Source organism: Heminiphilus faecis, from assembly GCF_008728965.1.
Taxonomy (GTDB): Bacteria; Bacteroidota; Bacteroidia; order Bacteroidales; family Muribaculaceae; genus Muribaculum; species Muribaculum faecis.
Genome location: NZ_VSMC01000008.1, coordinates 37,109 through 56,887, shown reverse-complemented (window position 1 = coordinate 56,887; position 19,779 = coordinate 37,109). Strand labels below are relative to the sequence as shown.

Genomic DNA, 19,779 nt, shown 5'->3' with positions numbered 1-19,779 from the left:
TATCATTTCAGTCCACGTAAAAACAACTTGAGCATCGCTCGCCAAACTCAAAACTGAACGAAAGCATTATCATGGAGTACCAGTCGGTATTCTTGATAAATGAGCTTTTGATGCCTTGAAGGTCGTGTAGTTTCTCTCCATCGACATGGTCGCCGAACACCTTGGTCATTGTCCATTCCAGTCCGAGGTTGATACGCGGCTGCAACTTGTATTTCACGCCTACGCCCATCGGCAGATTGAATGCGGTGTAAGTGCCTCCGCAGGAAGCTATGGTGACGCCGGCGCCGAGTGACAGGTAGGGCGTCCACCGGCACAGCTTCTTGTATCGCTCTCCGATGCCGTAATTAAAAAAGTTAAATTCAATACGTCCCCCGAGGTCATAGACTGTCGAGGTGAATTTATATGTTTCCCCTCCGGGAAACACGTCAGTCATATCGGCACTGTCGCCGCTAAGTCCCGCTATCGAGAATACGGCACGCGCCGCCCATCTCGTGTCGATCAGGTAGCGCATTGACACATTGCCTGCAAAGCCGGGATGCTTCAGAAAATTGGCTGTATTGGTGTCACCGAGATAGCCGCTCATGCCGAGCGATGCTCCGAGATCCATTTTATATGCCGCTTCCTGTGCTCCCAATGTCGGGCCGACCAAGCCCGTCATTGCCGAAATCAACGCTGCTGTCGCTATGCGTCTCATTCAAGAGGCTTGAAGGTGAGGCGGTTGATGACACCGCGCCACACTTGAGGATTGAGCTGTCCGTTGGGCAGTATTCCGCCGTAAAGATATATGTAAGGGCACTCCCATGATGTCACGGGCTTGGTAGCGCGGCCGTAGCCGGGAGTCTCTATCCACCAAGCTGGCAACGGGCGGGCCGCTGTTTCATTCCAGTCCGATGATGCCGCGAGCGAGCGCGAATGCAGTTCGGAAGTCCATACTATGGCCTGTGCGAAGGCCGTTTCGGGTATATAATCGGGTAACGAGAGCAAGTCGTCGGCTTCGCTCCAGTTAAGTCCTTGGTCACGAGATATGAACACTCTGCGGGTGTTATAGCCCTGCTGGTTTACGCCTCCCATCGCGAAAATAGTGGAGTATTCGGTAACCTTCCATGAGGAGGAAGAGGTGCGGAAGGTGAAGTAGGGAAACAGAGTCATGCCTTGATAGGCTCCTTTGATAGGAGTCGCGCTTACCTTGGCCCAGTGTGCGCCGTCATAGCCCCAAGCGGCTCCGGTGAGAGTGCCGTTGGCTGTGCGTCCGCCCACTGTCAATGCAAGCGGTTTTTCCATCCATTTGTTTTCAAATTGAATAAGCGGGCTTGTGCCGCTTATCGGGCAGTCGGCGCTTACCTCCGTGTCGGTTCCGGTATGAGGATATGTCGTATGGAAGTATTTTGCTCCGTCTTTTCTGACAGCAATGACATGTCCGTCATATACTCCATAGATGTGGTGTAGCTGTTCTCCTTGGGCTGTCCAGTCTATGCCGTCATGCGACGAGTGGAGCACGCCGTTTGTATTAAGCGCATAGAACATGTCTTCACCGGCCACTACCGATTTTACGTCAAGCGACGAGGTGAACGTCAGCTGCTTTACCTCTCCGTCTGCTCCGGGGGTGTCTTGTATCCATACTTTGTAGCCGTCGGCTGTCTCCATGAACGTATATACGCGCTCGTCATTCACTACGGTCTTTTGTGCTATGGGGTTGCCGGGCATCCCTTTCCATGCTATTTCACTCCAGTGAAGCGAGTCGGGCTTTAGTTTGTGTACGTTTACTTTTATCTGATAGTTGCCGGTGTATTTCTCGTTCAGCGAGGTTACGCGCACCATCACGTTTGCCGAGAAGTCGATACTGTCGGTAAAGCTGGTCGTGTAGACAAATGTGGTGTCTTTCATGACCTTTGATCCCTTGACGATAAGTTCTATCTTAGAACTGCCGCTTGTGCCGATGTTTGGAACAAGCTTGGTTATTTTTGTGTCTTTAGGCAGTGAATCGGCATTGAATATCAGACCGCGGTTAAGGTCGATGGTGAAAAATACCGAGTCAAGATTGGCAAGTAGCTTGCTGTTGGGCTTTATATTGAATGAGGTCACGGCTGTGCTCGAGTACATTGTCTCGGGTGTGTAGCCGTAGTCATCCTGATAGTTGTTGTCGTTTTCGTTGCATGCGGTCATCGCTGCGGCAAAGAGAGCCCCGGCGATCAGATATGATGCTGCAAATCTTTTAATCATACTTTTCAGACATTAATTTTCAAGTTGCAAATTTACTAACAATTTCTATAAGTAAATGCGATAATCGACGTAAAATTACAATTAATCCGTTAAAACTGAAGCGGTGTTATCGACATTTAGCCGCTTATTTAATGTTTTTAGTTGTTTTTAACGACTGCTTGTCAGGATTGTCGTAATAATATATGCAGTTGTTGCCTACTGTTAATGATTCTGTGGGTCGTATACATAGAAGTGGCGCTTTAACGCCGTCGCCGAGGGCTGTCGGTGCCACTTCGACTCTTGCCGTATCCCACATTCCCGAGTCGATAAACGATTGGAGCAATCGTGCGCCTCCCTCTACGAGTACCGAGGTTATGCCTTTGTCGTGCAGCGCTTTGAGATATGATGCTGTCGAGCCGTCGTCTTCACGTCCCAATATGGTGAATTTGTTGTCGGGCGAGTGTATGACGCCGCTGCGGTCGGTTGTCACGCGCAGCGGGTTGTGTCCGGGCCACAGCCGTGCGGTGAGGCTCGGACGGTCATACAGCATGGTGCCGCTACCTACCATTATGGCGTCATTAAGTGTGCGCAGCCGGTGAGATAGGGCGGCGGTGACAGGTGTTGAGAATATTGATGGCGTATCTTCCGCCGTGCGCTTGCGGTCTATGTAGCCGTCGGCGCTTTGTGCCCACTTGAGGGTCACAAGCGGTCGACCGAGTGTATGACATGTCATAAACGCCGGGTTCAGCTTGCGGCATTCGCGTTCAAGTATTCCGGTGGTCACATCTATGCCGGCTTTACGGAGCATATTGATGCCGCGGCCGTTCACTTTGTCAGAAGGGTCAGGGCTTCCTATGACCACACGCCGTATGCCGCTGTCTATGATGAGTTCGGCGCAGGGCGGGGTCCTGCCGTAGTGAGAGCACGGTTCAAGCGTGACATATATTGTGGAGTCTTTAAGAAGAGAGCGGTTTGTGACCGACGCCACGGCATTGACTTCTGCGTGCCCTTCGCCGCAACGCCGGTGATAGCCTTCGCCTATGATGGTGCCGTCATGTACTATGACCGCTCCCACGATGGGGTTGGGCGAGGTATTGCCTTTCCCGTTTTTGGCAAGTTGTATCGCGCGGTACATGAAGCGCTCGTCAATATTCATAGCTGTTTTGTTTTTGAATTTGAATCTATTTGGTTAATTTTGTTGTGTATGACAACCGATATGACGTTAAAAAACAGTTATGATGCCGTAAGAGCTGTTTTGGCATCTCATTATGGCGTTGCCGAGGCTGACGCCATGGCCCGTGTCATCTTTGATGAGCTGCTTCATCGCACTGCTGTAGACATCGTGTTACGCAAAGATACGATAATTTCCGGGTTTATGCACGATAAGCTCATGAAAGTGGTGTCGCGTCTTCTTGATGACGAGCCTCTGCAGTATATACTCGGTAAGACGCGCTTTTACGGCAATGAGCTTGTGGTCACGCCTGCGGTGCTTATCCCGAGGCCCGAAACAGAGGAGCTTGTGGATATTGTGGTCAAAGATTGGGGCGGCCGCAGTGATCTTGCCGTTCTCGACATATGTACCGGGTCGGGCTGTATAGCCGTGTCGCTTGCCCGGACGCTTAAGTTTGCCGATGTGTCGGGTGTCGATCTGTCGCCCGAGGCTATATCTGTCGCCAAGGAAAATGCTTCGCGGCTTCGGGTGAATGTCGGTTTTAAGGTAGCAGACGCGTTGGAGCTTTCAACTGACGCCGGGGCCGCGTATGACATAATTGTCAGCAATCCTCCCTACATCACCGAACGAGAGAAGAGCGCCATGGCGCCGAACGTTCTGGACTATGAGCCTCACATGGCTCTATTTGTCCCCGATGATGATCCGCTGCGGTTCTATAGGGCCATAGGCCGTTATGCCTGCTCCGCGTTAAAGCCCGAGGGTATGCTTTACTTTGAAATAAATCCGCTTTTTGCCGATGAATTGAAGACAATGTTGCGCGACATGGGATTGCGCGATGTCTACTCTTTGGCCGACATGACGGGCCGTCAGCGTTTTGTAACCGCAAAGTCGCCCGAGTCATGAAAAAGAATGTGTCGCCTCAGGATGCGCTGGCCCGTCTTGAGGCATTGTGTGCGCGCTCGGAGCAGTGCTCGTCGGAGGTCTTGTCCAAGATGATGCGCTGGGGCCTGCCAGCCGACGACAGGCTGCGTATACTTGAGCGTCTTGTCGAACGGCGTTTTGTTGACGATGACCGTTATGCCCGGGCTTATGTGCGCTCTAAGTTTCTGTTCAATGGCTGGGGACGCAGGAAGATACTCTGTGGACTGGCCGGTAAGCGTATTGGCCGTTCGTCGTCAGCTGAAGCTATTGAGTCGGAAATAGACGAAGATGCTTACATGGAGGCGCTCGTGAAGACGTTGCGTGCTCATGCGCGTGACATGGAGCGTCCGTTGAGCTATGAGAACAAAATGAAACTCGCGCGGTTTGCCGTACAGCGTGGTTTCGAGTGGGAACTGGTGAAAAAAGCGCTTGTCGGTATTGCAGAATGAAAGGATTAGGCAAATATCTGCTTGGCCTTGTCTATCCTGACTTGTGCGAGGTGTGCGGGCGCTCGCTTGTCAGCGGAGAGGAGGTGCTGTGTCTGCATTGTCTTGACTCGCTGCCGCGTACCGGAGCGCATGGACATGAATTCAATCTCCTTCACAAACGGCTTGCTTCTACCACACCTGTAGAGAAAGCCGCCGGATATTTCCACTATTACCGTGAGAGCCCTTATGTGGATATAATACATCGCGCCAAGTATGGCGGACGCCCCGAATTGATTGAGAAGATGGCGCGACGCTATGCCCGCGAACTTGCCGATACCGGATTCTTTGACGGTATCGACGCCATAGCCCCAGTGCCGCTCCACCGGTTGAAGCAGTGGCGCAGGGGATATAATCAGAGCCGCTATATAGCTGCCGGTATCTGTAGTATTGTGCCGCTTCCCGTGGTTGACAATCTGGTAGCTTCAAGAGGTCATGCGTCGCAGACCTCATCGGGTGTTTTTGCCCGATGGCTGAATGCGGGAAACGTATATGACGTACGCCGTCCGCGAGAACTTGACGGACTGCATCTGCTTGTTGTAGATGATGTGATTACGACCGGCGCCACTCTGCTCGCATGCTGCAATGCCATAAAGTCGGCGGCGCCGTCATGCAGGGTATCTGTACTTACCCTTGCCGTGGCTCATATGTCATGACCGGCCGGTGAGTCGACTCCGGCTATCACCAGTTCGATGCCGAGTTCTTCTATGCGTTGTGCTATCTTGTCGGGTATATTGGCGTCGGTTATGACGAGGTCTATCTCCTCCATGTTGGCGATTTTGCTGAATCCGCGGCGGCGAAATTTTGTGGAGTCGGCAAGTACTATGGTTTTTTGTGCTGTGTGCATCATGACTTTGTTGAGGTCGGCCTCTCGGATGTCGGTTGTCGTTATGCCGAAGTCGAGGTCTATGCCGTCGACACCCAGAAAAAGTTTGCTGCATGAAAATTCAGATAGCGGCGACTCTGCATACTTGCCCACTACCGACAGGCTGCTCATGCGTAGCGATCCGCCGAGTTGCACGATGTCAATGGCTTCGTTGCCGGCCAATATTTCCGACACCTGAAGCGAGGCAGAGATTACTGTCAGACGATTGATGGGGCGTATGCATCTTGCGAAAGCCCTCACGGTAGTGCCTGATGCTATGATGATGGAGTCGTCTTTGGTTATGAGCGATGCCGCGCGTTTGCCTATAAGCTTCTTTTCGTCGGGGCACAACTTCTCTTTTTCGTTGACTGAACGGTTGTTTACATAAGGATTTATAAGGATGGCCTTGCCGTGGCTTCTATAAAGTTTATTGCCTTTTTCCAGTTCCGTAAGGTCCTTGCGTATTGTGACGGTCGATACGTCAAGCAGTGATGACAGGTCTGATACCTGAATTGACTCATGTTTCATCAGTGTGTCGATGATGAGCTGGTGTCGTTCTTCTTTGGTCATGAGAAAGTGATAATGAATTGCTGCAAATATATATAACTTTATGTAATTAAACAAATGACCGTATGGCGTGTTTATACATAATAATGAATTGTATTTATTTTGTTTGCATGAAACGAAAGTGTATTGCTTTCAAAGCGAAAGTAGAAGAGCGCAGAAAAGCAATTCTTGACTTTTGAAATTATGTTAAGTGTAAATTTAATTGATTTCTAAGTAACTGATAATCAGAGAAAGTTTAGAATTGTTTGAATTTGTCATGAAAATTATTGTTAAAATGTTTTGTTTGTAAACAAAATCTATATACTTTTGTTCGAAAGAAAATTAATATTTTTCTGAATCTAACTGAAAGTGATGCGCCATGAATATTGAAAACAGACAACATTACGATGTGATCGTAATAGGTGGAGGAGCCACCGGAGCCGGCACAGCCCGTGATTGTTCGATGAGGGGTTTGAAAACCTTGCTTGTCGAACGATTTGATTTTACCGCCGGTGCTACAGGACGCAATCATGGACTGTTGCATAGTGGAGCGCGTTATGCGGTGACCGATCAGGAATCGGCTTCGGAGTGCATCAAGGAAAACATGATTCTGCGGCGTATTGCGCGACATTGCGTGGAGGAGACCGGAGGCCTGTTTGTGACACTTCCCGAGGATGACCTCGCATATCAGAATAACTTTGTGGACTGCTGTCGCAAGGCAGGTATCGGGGCCGAGCCCATAAGTCCTGAAGAGGCGATAAGAATCGAACCTGCCGTCAATCATAATATAATAGGTGCGGTGAAGGTGCCCGACGGGGCTATCGATCCGTTCCGCCTTACGGTGGCCAATGTGGTCGATGCGCGTCGTCACGGAGCACACGTGCTTACCTATCACGAGGTAGTCGGATTTATCAAGGACCAGAACCGGGTGACGGGGGTCGAACTGCTTGATACAAAGACCGGTGAGCGCAGCGTAGAGTATGCCGACTTAGTGATAAATGCCGGAGGTATATGGGGCCATCATATAGCCGGGCTTGCCGGCGTGAAGGTCAATATGTTTCCTGCAAAAGGTGCTCTGCTTATATTCGGGCACCGTATAAACAATGTTGTCATCAACAGGTGCCGCAAGCCTGCCGACGCTGATATTCTCGTGCCGGGCGATACCATATCGCTGATAGGCACCACTTCGAGTCGCATCCCTTATGACGGTATAGACAATATGGAAGTCACTCCCGAAGAGGTGGATGTGCTTATGAGGGAGGGCACTAAGATAGCTCCGTCTCTCGCATATACTCGTATTTTGCGCGCCTATGCCGGAGTAAGACCGCTTGTCGCTGCCGATAATGACCCGTCGGGGCGAAGCATCAGCCGCGGTATAGTATGTCTCGACCATGCCACACGCGACGGGCTCGAAGGCTTTATTACCATTACCGGAGGCAAGCTTATGACTTACAGGCTTATGGCCGAGTGGGCCACCGATCTTGCCTGCAAGAAGCTCGGAGTGAATGTAAAGTGCCGTACGGCCGATATTCCGCTTCCCGGATCGGAGCTTGACCGAAAGGAGCCGCAGACCGACATGGAACGCAAATCGCATGTTATAGCACTTAGTACCGATCAGAAAGCCGCTGAAGGACGTCACGGTTCGCTAAGTGCCGAAATCGAATACAGGTCTGAGGAGGACGAGGCGCTTGTGTGTGAGTGCGAGCAGGTATCGGTGGGCGAGATAAAGTATGCCATCGACAGTCTGCACTGCGAGAACCTTATCAACCTGCGTCGTCGTACACGCATGGGCATGGGCACCTGTCAGGGCGAACTTTGTGCATGCAGGGCGGCCGGCATTCTTGTGAAGTCCAACAGTTGTGTTGACCGTACGCTTCGCGATCTGTCGGCGTTTATCAACGAGCGGTGGAAGGGCATGTATCCTGTGGCGTGGGGTGAGTCGCTCGTGGAGGCCCAGTTCATGTCGTGGTTGTATGAAAGCGTATGCGGCCTTGACCGTATAGCTAAGCCTGAAGATAAAATTGATGAAAAATAAAAGGAACCCATGAAATACGATACTATTATAATAGGTGGAGGCATAAGCGGCTTGGTAAGCGGTATAAAACTTGCCAAGAGCGGCTCTAAAGTGGCCATTGTGTCGGCCGGTCAGAGTGCTCTGCATTTCAGTTCAGGTTCGATGGCTCTTTTCGGACATGATGCCGGAGGCGATATATTGCATCCGCTGGAAGCTATCGCCGAGTTGCCTGCTACACATCCGTACTCCAAGATAGGGCCCGATGCGGTAAAACGTATGCTGCCGGAGGTGAAGCCTCTTTTTGCCGAGGCGGGTATAACGCTCAACGGTACCGAGGAGAAAAATCATTTCCGTCTCACACCTGTGGGAGCGTTTAAGCCCGCATGGCTGTCGATGCTTGATTATGCTACGGTTGACTCTCCCGACAATATTCCGTGGGGCAAGGTGGCTATCGTCAATCTCAAGGGCTATCTTGATTTCTATCCCGATTTTATAGCCCGGGGGCTGAATGCGTGCGGTCTTGACTGCGTTACCCGTGAGTTCACTCATGTCGAACTCGAGGTATTGCGCAAGAGCTCGACCGAGATGCGCGCCACCAATATAGCGCGTGTTATTACCGGACGCGTTCTTGATGATTTTGCCCGTGACATAAACCGTATCATCGACGATACTCAAGCCGATACAGTGCTCATGCCCGCTGTCGTGGGCCTGTTTGACGAAGAGCCTGTGAAGCGGTTGAGCGGGCTGGTGAAGCGTCCGTTGCGTTATGTGTCGACTATGCCTATGTCGCTCGGCGGCATGAGGGCCCAGATGCGGCTGCGCAACCACTTTCAGAAACTCGGCGGCACATATCTTATCGGCGACAGCGTGAGCTACGGAGTTATGGAGGATAACCGGCTGAAGAGTGTTTACACGGTCAATCTCGACGACATGCCTCTTGAGGCCGACAATTTTATACTCGCTACCGGCAGTTTCTTCAGCCACGGGCTCAAGGCTACTCCCGATACCATTTATGAACCTATATTCGGTCTTGACGTCAATGCTTCGCATTCACGCCCCGACTGGTATGACACGGACATGTATAACGCACAGAACTACATGAAGTTCGGTGTCGTCACCGACGAGGATTTCCACGTATTCAAGGAGCAGAGTCCCATACTCAATTTCCGCGCTATAGGCGCTGTTGTAGGCGCTCACGATGCGCTTAAGGAGGAGTCGGGTGCGGGGGTGTCGATACTGTCGGCGCTTAAGGTCGCAAATGATATTATTAACGGAAAATAATGCGGTGACTATGGATTATCAACAAAATACTACAAGCAACAATAACTTTGAGGAGTGCATAAAGTGCACTATCTGTACGGTGTATTGTCCTGTCACTGCCGTGAACCCCGATTATCCCGGGCCAAAGCAGGCCGGACCCGACGGTGAGCGTTATCGCCTTAAAAAACCGTTTTTCTACGATGAGGCGCTTAAGTATTGTCTTAATTGCAAGCGCTGCGAGGTGGCTTGTCCGTCCAATGTGAAAATAGGCGACATAATTCAGTCGGCGCGTATAAAGTACAGTGCCCACTCTCCGGCTCTGCGCGACCGCTTGCTGGCAAGTACCGATTTCGTAGGCACTATGGCTACGCCGTTTGCCCCTGTCGTGAACGCTACTTTGCGCTTCAAACCCGTGAAGAAGATCATGGATTGCGTGCTTAAGATTGACGACCACCGCACTTTCCCATCTTATGCCGGGCAGGTGTTTACGTCGTGGTATCGTAAAAATGCCGCCGCCCGTCAGAACGATTATCCTCATCAGGTCTCTTATTTCCACGGTTGTTACGTACAGTACAATTTTCCGCAGCTCGGCAAGGATCTTGTTACGGTCATGAATGCCGTGGGCTACGGAGTACAGTTGCTTGAAAAAGAAAAGTGCTGCGGCGTGGCCAAGATTGCCAACCGGCTCATAAAGGAGGCCAAGCGCGATGCCGACATAAATATGGCGTCTATACGCAGATCGGTGGTCGATGAAAACCGTCCCGTCATAGCTACGAGTTCGACATGTACGTTTACCATGCGCGACGAGTATCCCCATCTGCTTGACATTGACAATGCCGATGTCCGTGACGAGATTATGCTCGCCACAAGATTCCTCTATAGGCTTGTTGACGAAGGTAAGGTGAAACTCGCGTTCAAAAGCTCTTATCGCAAGAGAGTGGCTTATCATACCCCCTGTCATATGGAAAAACTCGGATGGACCATATACTCTGTGTCGTTGCTGAAGATGATACCGGGTCTTGATTTTGTTCAGCTTGACTCGCAGTGCTGCGGCATAGCCGGCACATACGGCTTCAAGAAAGAGAATTACAAATATTCTCAGGCCATAGGACAGCCGCTTTTCGATCAGATAAAACGCGAGCATGTCGATGTCGTGGCCACTGATTGCGAGACTTGCAAGTGGCAGATCGAGATGTCGGCCGGTGTGCCGGTAGCCAATCCTGTTTCAATCATAGCCGAAGCGCTTGACATAGAGAAAACAATAGAACTCAACAAGACGATATAACAAATTATTTCCCTAAAACCAATCATTCATCACTATTTCTTGTAATGGCAAAAGACAATATATACGGCTCTTGGAAGCCGGAGGTGATTAAACAGTATAAGACATGGCAGTTTCGTACCATACTGGTGTCGATGATCGGCTATGCCATATATTATTTCGTTAGGAAAAACTTCTCGTTGGCAATGCCGGGGCTTACCGCGCAGTACGGCATATCCAATACCGATTTCGGTATCGTCATCGGCATTGGCTCGCTCGTATACGGACTTTCTCGCTTTGTCAACGGATTTGTCGTTGACCGTTACAGTGCGCGTGCCGTGATGGCTATAGGCCTGTTGCTGTGCGCGTTGTCCAACTTCGCGTTTGGTTTCGGCTACAACATCAGCGCATGGCTGGTGGGTGTCGATCCTACATCGTCTGTGGCTCAGAACACACCTGACCTTATCAACATGCTGGTGCTTGTGATGGCTATAACCATTGTGCTCAATCAGATGTTTCAAGGAGTGGGTTATCCTCCGTGTGCACGTCTGCTGCCCTGCTGGATACATCCGTCCGAGCTGGCGACGAAGATGTCGATATGGAATACCTCTCACTCAATAGGAGCGGCTGCCGCGGTTGTGGCATGCGGCTATATAATGGGGTCTATGGGTGATGACATGAGCTCCAATCCTGAAATAATAAGGACTATCGCCGCCAATCTCAAGGTTGATGCCTCTACTGCCGACGGCATGAACCAGATTCTTCAGTATGCCAAGCACTGGGGTGCTTGGAAGTGGTGTTTCTGGTTGCCGGCATGTCTTGCCGTGCTTGGTGCGGCGTGGCTCTACTTCGGACTCCGCGACGATCCCCGCTCGGTGGGTTTGCCCGAATTGCCCGGTACGAAGACCGGCAAGGGTGAGTCCAAGGGTGCCAAGGCGCCGTCGCATTCAGCTTTTCTCCGTGTTATGGTATGGACCAACCGCTGGATCTGGACGCTGTGTGTGGCAAATGTGTTTGTTTACGTGATGCGCATGGGCATTCTTGACTGGGGACCCAAGTTCCTTACCGAGGCTCGTGGCATGACTATTGAGGATGCCGCTTGGTCTGTGGCAGCTTTTGAGATTTTTGCCATCGTCGGTACTATCTTTGCAGGTTGGGCCACTGACCGCATATTCAAGGGCAAGGCCCACCGCATGTGTTTCTGCTGTATGGTGCTGGCGGCTCTCTTTATGGCTATATTCATTTTCTTCCCGGGGCTTCCGATACTGGTGTCTATACTCGCTCTGGCCATGGCCGGCTTCTTTATATACGGTCCTCAGGCTCTGATCGGTATCGCTTCAGCCAACCATGCCACAAAAGAGGCCTCGGCTACTGCCAACGGACTTGCAGGCATATTCGGTTATGTAGGCTCGTTCCTGTCTGCTATAGGTGTCGGTATCGTTGCCGACCATTATGGATGGAATGTGGTGTTCTATCTTATAATTGGCATAGGCGTTCTTGGAGCCGTAACTTTTGTGACCATGTGGGCCGCGCCGCGTGACGGCTATGCCCGTTCTCAGAAGTTCTATGCGGAGCAGGATACTAAGTCTGACAATTAAAAACGACAGTGATTATGAATACGATAGACAGTTATATTTCTCCTATGTCGTCCACCCGGCTTAAAGAAGTGTGTTCGCGCATAAAGCATGTCGCTCTCGACATGGACGGCACCATATATCTGGGTTCGCGGTTGTTTCCCTTTACGATGGATTTCTTGAAACTTCTGCGTGACAACGGCATAGGATACTCATTCCTTACCAATAATCCTACAAGGAGCATCGATGATTATCTCAAGAAGCTCAAGGGGCTCGGCATAGAGGCATCGCGTGAGGAGATGTACACTACAGCCGTTGCTGCAATCGAGTATCTGAAGATTCATATGCCTGAAGCGAAGCGTCTGTTTGTGCTCGGTACGCCGAGTATGATAAATGAGTTTCAGCAGGCCGGCTTTGAGATGGCTGATGTGGATGCCGATGACCGCCCCGACGCACTCGTGGTGGCGTTTGACACCACTCTCACATATGACCGCCTTTGCCATGCTTCATGGTGGGCGTCGCAGGGCATTCCTTATATCGCCACCAATCCCGACAGGGTATGTCCTACCGACCGTCCTACGGTCTTGGTCGACTGCGGGTCATTGTGCAAGTGCATAGAGCATGCCACCGGACGTACTCCGGATATCGTTATCGGAAAGCCTAATCCCGACATGCTTGCAGGCATACGTCATCGTTACGGGCTTGAAGCCGACGAGATAGCCATGTGCGGCGACCGTATATATACCGATGTGGCCATGGCCCGCAATGCAGGTGCTTTGGGAGTGCTTGTATTATCAGGCGAGACAACCCTTGACACTGCCGTCAACTCCGATCCGCAGCCCCCCATTACGGCTGTCGATATTATGGAGTTCGGTAAGTTGCTGATACAATCGCGCGATTGACTATGAATTTTTGTAAATGTGTGGCGGGGGCGCTCACGGTGTTGTTGACTACGGCATTTGTGGCGCCCCTGTGTGCTCAACATCCGGGGCGTAATTATCGGTTGAAAAAAATCATTCCGGTAGAGGGCCGTCAAGGAGTTGCTGTTGACAGCGGTTATTATTATGTGTCAGATACGAAAGTACTGTACAAATATGATAAGAAGGGCCGCATCGTGGCTCGCAATGACCACCCTTTTATGCATCCCGAGAGGGCTAATCATTTTGGCGATATCGATGTTTATGACGGTGAGATTTATTGCGGTATAGAGCGTTTCGAGTACGGACGCGGCTACAACATCGCCATATCGGTTTATGACGCCTCCACACTGCAGTGGAAGCGCGACTTTCCTTGGGCGCCGGAGTCTGGACAGGTTGAAGTGTCGGGGCTGGCTGTCGATCGTGACAATGGTCTTGTATGGATGTCTGACTGGGTCGACAGCCGTTATGTGTATGCCTATGACCTTGCTACAGGGCGCTATCATAGCAAGATGCAGTGCCGCCCCGCTCCTTATTGGTGTCAGGGCATATTTGTGGCCGACGGTATGATGCTGTTTACCGCCGATGACGGGGAGGCCCAATACGGCATACCCGACAATATATATGTCGCCGATGTGAGCGACGTGCCTTATACGGGGCTGGTCGACGGTGAAGAAGTCGTGAAGGACACTCCGTTCAGTGTTAAACTCGACAAGGACGGTAAGCCGGTCATGCGTTCCGGTAAGATTGCTGCCGGTGCCAAGGCCGGGCGTGTGAGGCTGTTTCGCGAGATGAACGACTTTCTCCGTGCCGGAGAGATCGAAGGCCTGTCGATAGATCCGGTCAATGATGACCTTGTGGTGCTTAATAACCGAGGCACACGCATTGTGCTCGGCATGTCGCAGGGGCCGATTTCCGATGAAGGCTACACCGGCGAAGTCCACGAACTATACATCTACGAAAAAATCGACTGATTCGCATATTGGACTAATTGGATTAATTAGACTGATTCGATCAAAAATCACGGTTGGATATTGACAAGTTGCTTTGTAATCTGTTATCTTTGTAAAATCTGCTCATTATGGAATTACGACGACAACAGTTGACACGCTATGTGGCTCCCCTTCGTGAAGGCGGGTCATTGCCGGCATTGGCCGAGGCCGATGACGGCTTTAAGTATGTGGTGAAATTTCGCGGAGCCGGACACGGCAAAAAAGCGCTTATAGCCGAACTTATAGGCGGTGAGGTGGCGCGGGCACTCGGTTTTCGCGTGCCTGAACTCGTATTTGTTGATCTTGACGCAGACTTCGGTCGTACCGAGGGCGATGAGGAGGTGCAGGATCTGCTCCGTGCCAGCGAGGGGCTGAACCTCGGCCTTCATTTCCTTTCAGGAGCGCTGACCCTTGACCCTTATGTCAATCCTGTAGATGAGGATACGGCATCAAAGATAGTGTGGCTCGATGCTTTTTTGACAAATGTCGACCGTACCGTGCGCAACACCAACATGCTCCTTTGGCGCAATGAACTGTGGCTCATAGACCAAGGAGCATCGCTCATTTTTCACCACTCGTGGGGCGATGCCGCGAAAGCCGCCTTGTCGCCGTTTCCTTACATTAAGGACCATGCTCTCCTTCATAAAGCCGTAAATATTGAAGATGCCGACAAGGCTTTGCGGCAGAAGATCACGCCGCGTACTCTGGAGAAGATCGTAGATCTTATACCCGACGGGTGGCTTGATTGGGAAGGCTCAGAGCAGACGCCCGATGAAATAAGGGGCGTATACAAACTGTTTCTGACCGAACGGCTTAAACATTCCGCAAACTTTGTAAAACAGATTGCCGATGCCCGAAAAGCACTTGTATGAATATGCCGTGATCCGTTACGTGCCGCGTGTCGAGCGTGAGGAGTTTGTCAACGTCGGGCTTGTCATGATGTGCAAGCGGCGTCGCTGGGCCCGTGTGGAGCTGCTTGTTGATCCGGTCAAAATAGGGGTATTTGGTGGTGCATTGACAATCGATGAGATAGAACATCAGTTGTCGGCCTATAAACTGATAGGGGAGGGGCACCCGTCGGGCGGACCTATGGCGGCGCTTCCTGTTGAGGAGCGTTTCCGATGGCTTACTGCGGTTAAAAGTTGCTGCATCGCCACATCGCGCCCGCATCCCGGCCTTACCGACGACCTCGATGCTGCTTTCTGCCGCCTGTTCACCGAGCTGGTTCTCTAATCGCTGTCCCGCGTATTTCCGTCTGCCTACAATCACATTAACCGTTCAACAGCCTGTTTGTTGAGCTTTTAGTCAAATAATAATGAAACCATGATCCGGAAAATTTCTGCAATAGCATTTGTATTGGCCTTGATGACTACAGGGGCGCCTGATGCCCGCGAGGTGATTGACCTGAACCGTGGCTGGCGGTTTTACCGGGGCGATGCCGCCGGGCTGCAGTCGCCCGGTGTCGATGACCGTGGCTGGTCGATTGTGAATGTGCCTCACGACTTCCAGATATCTCAACCGTGGGTGGAGCCGTCGCCCGACGAGATGCCCGACCTCGACAATCCGGTGGCCAACGTTAAAAGCCGTCTTAGCGCGCGTGGTTTCAAGGAGATGGGTACCGGATGGTACCGCAAGCGTTTTATTCCGCTGGAAGACTGGCGCGGACGCCGTGTATTGCTCGATTTTGAAGGTATTATGCTTACAGGCGACATTTATCTTAACGGCCAACTTGTGGGCGTTACCGATTACGGATATCTCGGCACGGAGATTGACATAACCGACCGGTTGAAATGGGGCGAGTCTAACATCATTGCAGTCAGAGCCGATACGGGCCGGCCCGAAAACTCGCGCTGGTATACTGGGGGTGGTCTGTATCGTGACGTGAAGCTGGTTGTGACCGATGCCACACGGTATTTTACGCGTCATCCGCTGTATATAACCACTCCGGTGGTGAGCGATACTCTCGCCACGGTTAAGATCGAGGGGGAAATAGCATGTTTTTCAGCCGACAAGGCTATGGACGTAAGGCTTGATGTAATAAATCCGCGTGGCGACACGATATATGGCCGCGTAGTAAGGCTTGCAGTCGACCGACGCCGGCAAATCAGGGAATACCTCATAGATAGCATTGAGGTTAAGGTGCCGGAGTTGTGGAGTTGTGAAAGTCCGGCTCTGTACAAAGCCGTAGCTTCGGTATATGACGGTGACGGCTCCGTTGCCGACAGAGCGGAGGCTACTTTCGGTATACGCAGCATAGAGTATTCCCCCGAATTCGGCTTCAGACTCAATGGCCGTAAAGTGCTGTTGAAAGGTATCGCCAATCACCATACTCTAGGCGCACTCGGTGCGGCTGCCTACGAGCGCGCTATCGAGAAGCGCATAGAGTTGTTGAAAGAGTTTGGTTTCAATCATGTGCGTACGTCCCATAATCCTTACAGCACGTCGTTTCTCGATCTGTGTGACCGCTATGGCATCCTTGTCGTCGATGAGCTTTATGACAAGTGGCTTACGCAGTATGCCGGCGGTCGTAAAGAGTGGGTGGAACAGTGGCCTCGCGATCTTCCGGAGTTCATAAAGCGTGATCGCAATCATCCGTCGGTCATAATGTGGAGTCTCGGCAACGAGTTGCAGACACTTTGGGAGATACCGTATGCCGATTGGGGCGTAACGCCTTACAGGATGCAGCGCGAACTGCTGCGGCGTTATGACGCCACAAGGCCCGTTACGGTGGCCATGCATCCCCGTGGACGCAATCAGGCTACCGACTCCCTGCCGGCTCCGCTCGCTATGGAGACCGACATAGCCGCCTATAATTACCGGTACATGTACTTCCCCGGCGACAGCCGGCGCTTTCCGTGGATGATATTTTACCAAAGCGAGGCCAACACTTCCAACATGGGACCCAATTATTTCGATATGGATCTCGACCGTGTCATCGGATTGGCTTACTGGGGCATGATCGATTATCTCGGCGAGTCACATGGATGGCCTGCAAAAGGATGGAACGAGGGTGTGTTTGACATATCGTTGGAGCCGAAGCCCAACGCTTACTTCCTGCGCAGTTTTTTCAAGCCTGACGAGCCATTGGTGCATATCGGCATAGTGGACCGGTATTACGGTACCGAATGGAACGGTATCAAGGTCGGCTCAACCCGTATGTCGGAGCACTGGAACCTGCCGTCAGGAAGCGTCGTGTCGCTATATACCTACACCAATGCCGACGAAGTCGAGCTGAAGGTCAATGGCCGGAGCATGGGACGCCGTCTCAATGACCGGAAGGACTCAAAAACGCGTAACCGCATCCTGTGGGACAGCATACCTTATAAGCCGGGATACATTGAGGCTGTCGCATATGATAAAGGAAAGAGGAAGCCTGTGGCCCGTCATCGTATCGAAACCGCCGGACGGCCACAAAAGCTTGTGATGGATTTCGATAACCGGCATTGGAAAGCCGACGGCTGTGACCTGCAGCACATAAAGGTTATGGCTGTCGATGACAGAGGACGCCGTGTCCGCAGTGCCGACGCGCAGGTGACGTTTATTGTCGACGGCCCTGCCGAGATTGCAGGGGTCATAAACGGCGACATAGCAAGCGATGAACTCTCCGTAGGCGATAAGAGGCGCCTTTATAATGGCACGGCTGTTGTGATTCTGCGTTCGACCGGCCTGCCCGGCAAAGTCACGGTGACTGCTGAAGCCGACGGTCTTGACCCTGCGACTGTAGCGGTAGCTACGATTGAGAGCAGCGATATGACAATATCGTTATAGTGATTTGTTCACACGTAATGTTCGTGGCCATATCATTTCATCTCGTTGATGATGTGACGTATGGCCGACAGCGGATGATGAAATATCATTCGTGGACCCACGTATCGCATTACGGCTCTTATCTTGTCCCTGTTGGCGGGCGAATAGCAGTGAATCTCGCATTTGCGGCAATTAGACTTGTCGTTGCCTTTCGGACAACGGTCAAGACGGTTGTTTGCATAGGCGAGCAACTCCGCGCAATCGTTGCATAACTGTCCGCCGGCGCAATTGTGATGCTTCCGGCAATAAATGGCTATCATCTGGCCTATGACAGTTTTTTCTCGTTCGATGCGCGTCATTTGCCGGTACACTGTGTCAGGAGATGAATACTTTGGCTTTTTTGCGCTTGGGACGGCCTTTCTTGTCACGTTCGGGTTCGCCTACCGATGGCACGAATTTGTCTTCGGCCGGAGCCGCCGGCTGTACTCCCGGCTGTGTGCCCGGAACGGACGGCTCTATCTTGACCGGATTCGACGGGTCGTAGTCGAAGCGCTTGGCGTCGCCGTTGAGGTCGCTCATGTCCACTACAAAAGGTATGTAGTCGCTCTCTGCCAGAAATTCGCCGTCTTTTCCCGGATTGGCAAATACCGATACTTTGACGAATATGCGGTACTTACGTGAATTTTTCAAGTGCAGCTCCTCGGTGGGTATGAAGATGGTGCAGTCCTCCACGTCCATATTGTCTTTCTTTGGTTTGAAGTAAGAGTATGAGGCGATATAGTTCAGCGACGGTGACAGGCGGTAGCGTCCGTTTATGTCGTGGAGCGCTCTTTTGCCGGGCACGGCATAAAATATGGCCTGACACTGCACACCTTTGTCTTTGACTCCTTTCAGGTCGAAGTCGGCATGTATCATCACTCCTTTTTCTCCGTCATGCGGGGCGTTGGTCTCAATCCATATCCTTTTGAATTCAGCCGATGAGGCGCCGGCTGTGAACACGCAGAGCAGGGCCATGGCTATGGCCGTTATATAATGTTTCATATCCGTTTTTGAGGTTTTTATTGTATACACTTGCAAAATTACTAAAAAACGCCCGAAGCCCAATAGCTTTTAACTATTATGTTGCGGGCGTCGCAGTATTGACTGAGCAGCCGTAGTGCGAGTTCGATGGTGTCGTCGGCAAGCATCTCCTCGCCGTATATGTTTATGCACATGAGCAGCCTGCGGGTGTCGAGGTCGATTTTGGTGCGCTCGTTGTCGCTTGTGGGGGTGCCTATGCCGCCTATGGCGTCGCGGTACACCGGCATATGCGCTATGTTGAGTATGCCGCGTCCTATGGCTTCGAACGGTTCACCCTCGCGGCCTGCGCCGAGCGACAGTGTGTCACCTTCTATTTTATCGGCGTCGAAGCCGCCTATGGAGTAGCCCGAGGCTATCGACACGACATTGATCAGGTCCACAAGATTATTGATAAAGTACAGCCCCATGTCTTTGACTATGCGGCGGCAGAGAGCCTCGCTCGACGGGCGATAGCGGTTGGGCTCCTTGCCGAGAGCTTTGTAGGCTTTGCGTGTGGCGGCTATGCCGGGTCTTTTGTTGATTTCGTCAAGGCGGTAAGTTGCCTTTATGTTTTCACCAAGACGTAGCAATTCGTCGCGTAATTCGGGCGATGTCGCCGCATTGGTGACATCGGCCTCGATAGTCACCACTTTGAGTTCGGGAGCTGCCTCCCTGACTATATCCTCAATCGTTATGTTCATTGATAATGTTCAAGTTCAATATGCAAATGTACAAAAAAACAGTATAATATATATTGCAGAATCAACA

At 51.5% G+C, this 19,779-nt stretch carries 19 protein-coding genes; 12 read left to right on the top strand and 7 right to left on the bottom strand.

Annotated features, from left to right (window positions below; genetic code table 11):
* Nucleotides 1–7 precede the first annotated feature (7 nt).
* From porG to ribD, 3 genes are all read right to left on the bottom strand, one after another.
* Nucleotides 8–694 (bottom strand): type IX secretion system protein PorG, encoded by a 687-nt coding sequence (gene porG, locus FW767_RS04910; protein WP_121698569.1) that lies wholly within the window; start codon nucleotides 692–694, stop codon nucleotides 8–10.
* Nucleotides 691–2,220: a DUF6242 domain-containing protein gene (locus FW767_RS04905; RefSeq protein ID WP_121698570.1), complete on the bottom strand. Its 1,530-nt coding sequence runs from the start codon at nucleotides 2,218–2,220 to the stop codon at nucleotides 691–693. Before FW767_RS04905 ends, porG begins: the two co-directional genes overlap by 4 nt.
* A 124-nt stretch (nucleotides 2,221–2,344) precedes the next feature.
* Nucleotides 2,345–3,355 (bottom strand): bifunctional diaminohydroxyphosphoribosylaminopyrimidine deaminase/5-amino-6-(5-phosphoribosylamino)uracil reductase RibD, encoded by a 1,011-nt coding sequence (gene ribD, locus FW767_RS04900; protein WP_121698571.1) that lies wholly within the window; start codon nucleotides 3,353–3,355, stop codon nucleotides 2,345–2,347.
* 48 nt (nucleotides 3,356–3,403) lie between these two features.
* Here ribD and prmC point away from each other — a divergent pair, with 48 nt between their 5' ends.
* The 3 genes from prmC to FW767_RS04885 are packed head-to-tail and all read left to right on the top strand — an operon-like array spanning nucleotide 3,404 to nucleotide 5,432.
* Nucleotides 3,404–4,273, top strand: a complete 870-nt coding sequence (prmC, locus tag FW767_RS04895; RefSeq protein ID WP_205523816.1) for a peptide chain release factor N(5)-glutamine methyltransferase — start codon at nucleotides 3,404–3,406, stop codon at nucleotides 4,271–4,273.
* Nucleotides 4,270–4,740 carry a regulatory protein RecX gene (locus tag FW767_RS04890; RefSeq protein WP_121698573.1) on the top strand — a complete coding sequence of 157 codons (471 nt, stop codon included), beginning with the start codon at nucleotides 4,270–4,272 and terminating at the stop codon, nucleotides 4,738–4,740. The genes prmC and FW767_RS04890 overlap by 4 nt, the downstream gene beginning before the upstream one ends.
* Complete coding sequence (locus FW767_RS04885) at nucleotides 4,737–5,432, top strand: ComF family protein (RefSeq protein WP_121698574.1); 696 nt, start codon at nucleotides 4,737–4,739, stop codon at nucleotides 5,430–5,432. Before FW767_RS04890 ends, FW767_RS04885 begins: the two co-directional genes overlap by 4 nt.
* Here FW767_RS04885 and FW767_RS04880 read toward each other — a convergent pair.
* Nucleotides 5,420–6,211 (bottom strand): DeoR/GlpR family DNA-binding transcription regulator, encoded by a 792-nt coding sequence (locus FW767_RS04880; protein WP_121698575.1) that lies wholly within the window; start codon nucleotides 6,209–6,211, stop codon nucleotides 5,420–5,422. The two genes, FW767_RS04885 and FW767_RS04880, sit on opposite strands and share 13 nt — an antisense overlap.
* 355 nt (nucleotides 6,212–6,566) lie before the next feature.
* Here FW767_RS04880 and glpA point away from each other — a divergent pair, with 355 nt between their 5' ends.
* The 9 genes from glpA to FW767_RS04835 all read left to right on the top strand — a co-directional run bounded on the left by glpA (nucleotide 6,567) and on the right by FW767_RS04835 (nucleotide 17,973).
* Nucleotides 6,567–8,222, top strand: coding sequence for an anaerobic glycerol-3-phosphate dehydrogenase subunit A (glpA, locus tag FW767_RS04875; RefSeq protein WP_121698576.1), 1,656 nt, complete (start codon nucleotides 6,567–6,569; stop codon nucleotides 8,220–8,222).
* Between the two features lie 9 nt (nucleotides 8,223–8,231).
* The gene (gene glpB, locus FW767_RS04870) at nucleotides 8,232–9,482 is read left to right on the top strand and encodes a glycerol-3-phosphate dehydrogenase subunit GlpB (RefSeq protein ID WP_121698577.1); all 1,251 of its coding nucleotides are present in this window, start codon (nucleotides 8,232–8,234) and stop codon (nucleotides 9,480–9,482) included.
* A gap of 10 nt (nucleotides 9,483–9,492) precedes the next feature.
* Nucleotides 9,493–10,746, top strand: coding sequence for an anaerobic glycerol-3-phosphate dehydrogenase subunit GlpC (glpC, locus tag FW767_RS04865; RefSeq protein ID WP_121698578.1), 1,254 nt, complete (start codon nucleotides 9,493–9,495; stop codon nucleotides 10,744–10,746).
* A gap of 44 nt (nucleotides 10,747–10,790) precedes the next feature.
* Nucleotides 10,791–12,320, top strand: coding sequence for an MFS transporter (locus FW767_RS04860; RefSeq protein WP_121698579.1), 1,530 nt, complete (start codon nucleotides 10,791–10,793; stop codon nucleotides 12,318–12,320).
* A gap of 14 nt (nucleotides 12,321–12,334) precedes the next feature.
* Nucleotides 12,335–13,198 (top strand): HAD-IIA family hydrolase, encoded by an 864-nt coding sequence (locus FW767_RS04855; RefSeq protein ID WP_121698580.1) that lies wholly within the window; start codon nucleotides 12,335–12,337, stop codon nucleotides 13,196–13,198.
* 2 nt (nucleotides 13,199–13,200) lie between these two features.
* Complete coding sequence (locus FW767_RS04850; RefSeq protein WP_235898056.1) at nucleotides 13,201–14,187, top strand: YncE family protein; 987 nt, start codon at nucleotides 13,201–13,203, stop codon at nucleotides 14,185–14,187.
* 107 nt (nucleotides 14,188–14,294) lie between these two features.
* Nucleotides 14,295–15,077, top strand: coding sequence for a HipA family kinase (locus tag FW767_RS04845; RefSeq protein ID WP_121698582.1), 783 nt, complete (start codon nucleotides 14,295–14,297; stop codon nucleotides 15,075–15,077).
* Nucleotides 15,055–15,438 (top strand): DUF3037 domain-containing protein, encoded by a 384-nt coding sequence (locus FW767_RS04840; RefSeq protein ID WP_121698583.1) that lies wholly within the window; start codon nucleotides 15,055–15,057, stop codon nucleotides 15,436–15,438. Before FW767_RS04845 ends, FW767_RS04840 begins: the two co-directional genes overlap by 23 nt.
* Nucleotides 15,439–15,528: 90 nt before the next feature.
* Nucleotides 15,529–17,973, top strand: a complete 2,445-nt coding sequence (locus FW767_RS04835; protein ID WP_121698584.1) for a glycoside hydrolase family 2 TIM barrel-domain containing protein — start codon at nucleotides 15,529–15,531, stop codon at nucleotides 17,971–17,973.
* Between the two features lie 32 nt (nucleotides 17,974–18,005).
* Here FW767_RS04835 and FW767_RS04830 read toward each other — a convergent pair whose 3' ends face one another.
* From FW767_RS04830 to FW767_RS04820, 3 genes are read right to left on the bottom strand one after another with little or no spacing between them, the layout of a single operon-like run.
* Entirely contained in the window at nucleotides 18,006–18,311 is a 306-nt protein-coding gene (locus tag FW767_RS04830) for a nitrous oxide-stimulated promoter family protein (protein WP_121698585.1), read from the bottom strand.
* Nucleotides 18,312–18,327: 16 nt separating this feature from the next.
* On the bottom strand, nucleotides 18,328–18,993 hold the full coding sequence (locus FW767_RS04825; RefSeq protein WP_121698586.1) for a hypothetical protein: 666 nt from the start codon (nucleotides 18,991–18,993) through the stop codon (nucleotides 18,328–18,330).
* A gap of 41 nt (nucleotides 18,994–19,034) precedes the next feature.
* Complete coding sequence (locus FW767_RS04820; protein ID WP_121698587.1) at nucleotides 19,035–19,712, bottom strand: B3/B4 domain-containing protein; 678 nt, start codon at nucleotides 19,710–19,712, stop codon at nucleotides 19,035–19,037.
* Nucleotides 19,713–19,779 lie beyond the last annotated feature (67 nt).

Bases quoted from the DNA above. Each gene is read 5' to 3' on its own strand.
- porG (WP_121698569.1), bottom strand. From the start codon at position 694: ATGAGACGCATAGCGACAGCAGCGTTGATTTCGGCAATGACGGGCTTG.
- FW767_RS04905 (WP_121698570.1), bottom strand. From the start codon at position 2,220: ATGATTAAAAGATTTGCAGCATCATATCTGATCGCCGGGGCTCTCTTT.
- ribD (WP_121698571.1), bottom strand. From the start codon at position 3,355: ATGAATATTGACGAGCGCTTCATGTACCGCGCGATACAACTTGCCAAA.
- prmC (WP_205523816.1), top strand. From the start codon at position 3,404: ATGACAACCGATATGACGTTAAAAAACAGTTATGATGCCGTAAGAGCT.
- FW767_RS04890 (WP_121698573.1), top strand. From the start codon at position 4,270: ATGAAAAAGAATGTGTCGCCTCAGGATGCGCTGGCCCGTCTTGAGGCA.
- FW767_RS04885 (WP_121698574.1), top strand. From the start codon at position 4,737: ATGAAAGGATTAGGCAAATATCTGCTTGGCCTTGTCTATCCTGACTTG.
- FW767_RS04880 (WP_121698575.1), bottom strand. From the start codon at position 6,211: ATGACCAAAGAAGAACGACACCAGCTCATCATCGACACACTGATGAAA.
- glpA (WP_121698576.1), top strand. From the start codon at position 6,567: ATGAATATTGAAAACAGACAACATTACGATGTGATCGTAATAGGTGGA.
- glpB (WP_121698577.1), top strand. From the start codon at position 8,232: ATGAAATACGATACTATTATAATAGGTGGAGGCATAAGCGGCTTGGTA.
- glpC (WP_121698578.1), top strand. From the start codon at position 9,493: ATGGATTATCAACAAAATACTACAAGCAACAATAACTTTGAGGAGTGC.
- FW767_RS04860 (WP_121698579.1), top strand. From the start codon at position 10,791: ATGGCAAAAGACAATATATACGGCTCTTGGAAGCCGGAGGTGATTAAA.
- FW767_RS04855 (WP_121698580.1), top strand. From the start codon at position 12,335: ATGAATACGATAGACAGTTATATTTCTCCTATGTCGTCCACCCGGCTT.
- FW767_RS04850 (WP_235898056.1), top strand. From the start codon at position 13,201: ATGAATTTTTGTAAATGTGTGGCGGGGGCGCTCACGGTGTTGTTGACT.
- FW767_RS04845 (WP_121698582.1), top strand. From the start codon at position 14,295: ATGGAATTACGACGACAACAGTTGACACGCTATGTGGCTCCCCTTCGT.
- FW767_RS04840 (WP_121698583.1), top strand. From the start codon at position 15,055: ATGCCCGAAAAGCACTTGTATGAATATGCCGTGATCCGTTACGTGCCG.
- FW767_RS04835 (WP_121698584.1), top strand. From the start codon at position 15,529: ATGATCCGGAAAATTTCTGCAATAGCATTTGTATTGGCCTTGATGACT.
- FW767_RS04830 (WP_121698585.1), bottom strand. From the start codon at position 18,311: ATGACGCGCATCGAACGAGAAAAAACTGTCATAGGCCAGATGATAGCC.
- FW767_RS04825 (WP_121698586.1), bottom strand. From the start codon at position 18,993: ATGAAACATTATATAACGGCCATAGCCATGGCCCTGCTCTGCGTGTTC.
- FW767_RS04820 (WP_121698587.1), bottom strand. From the start codon at position 19,712: ATGAACATAACGATTGAGGATATAGTCAGGGAGGCAGCTCCCGAACTC.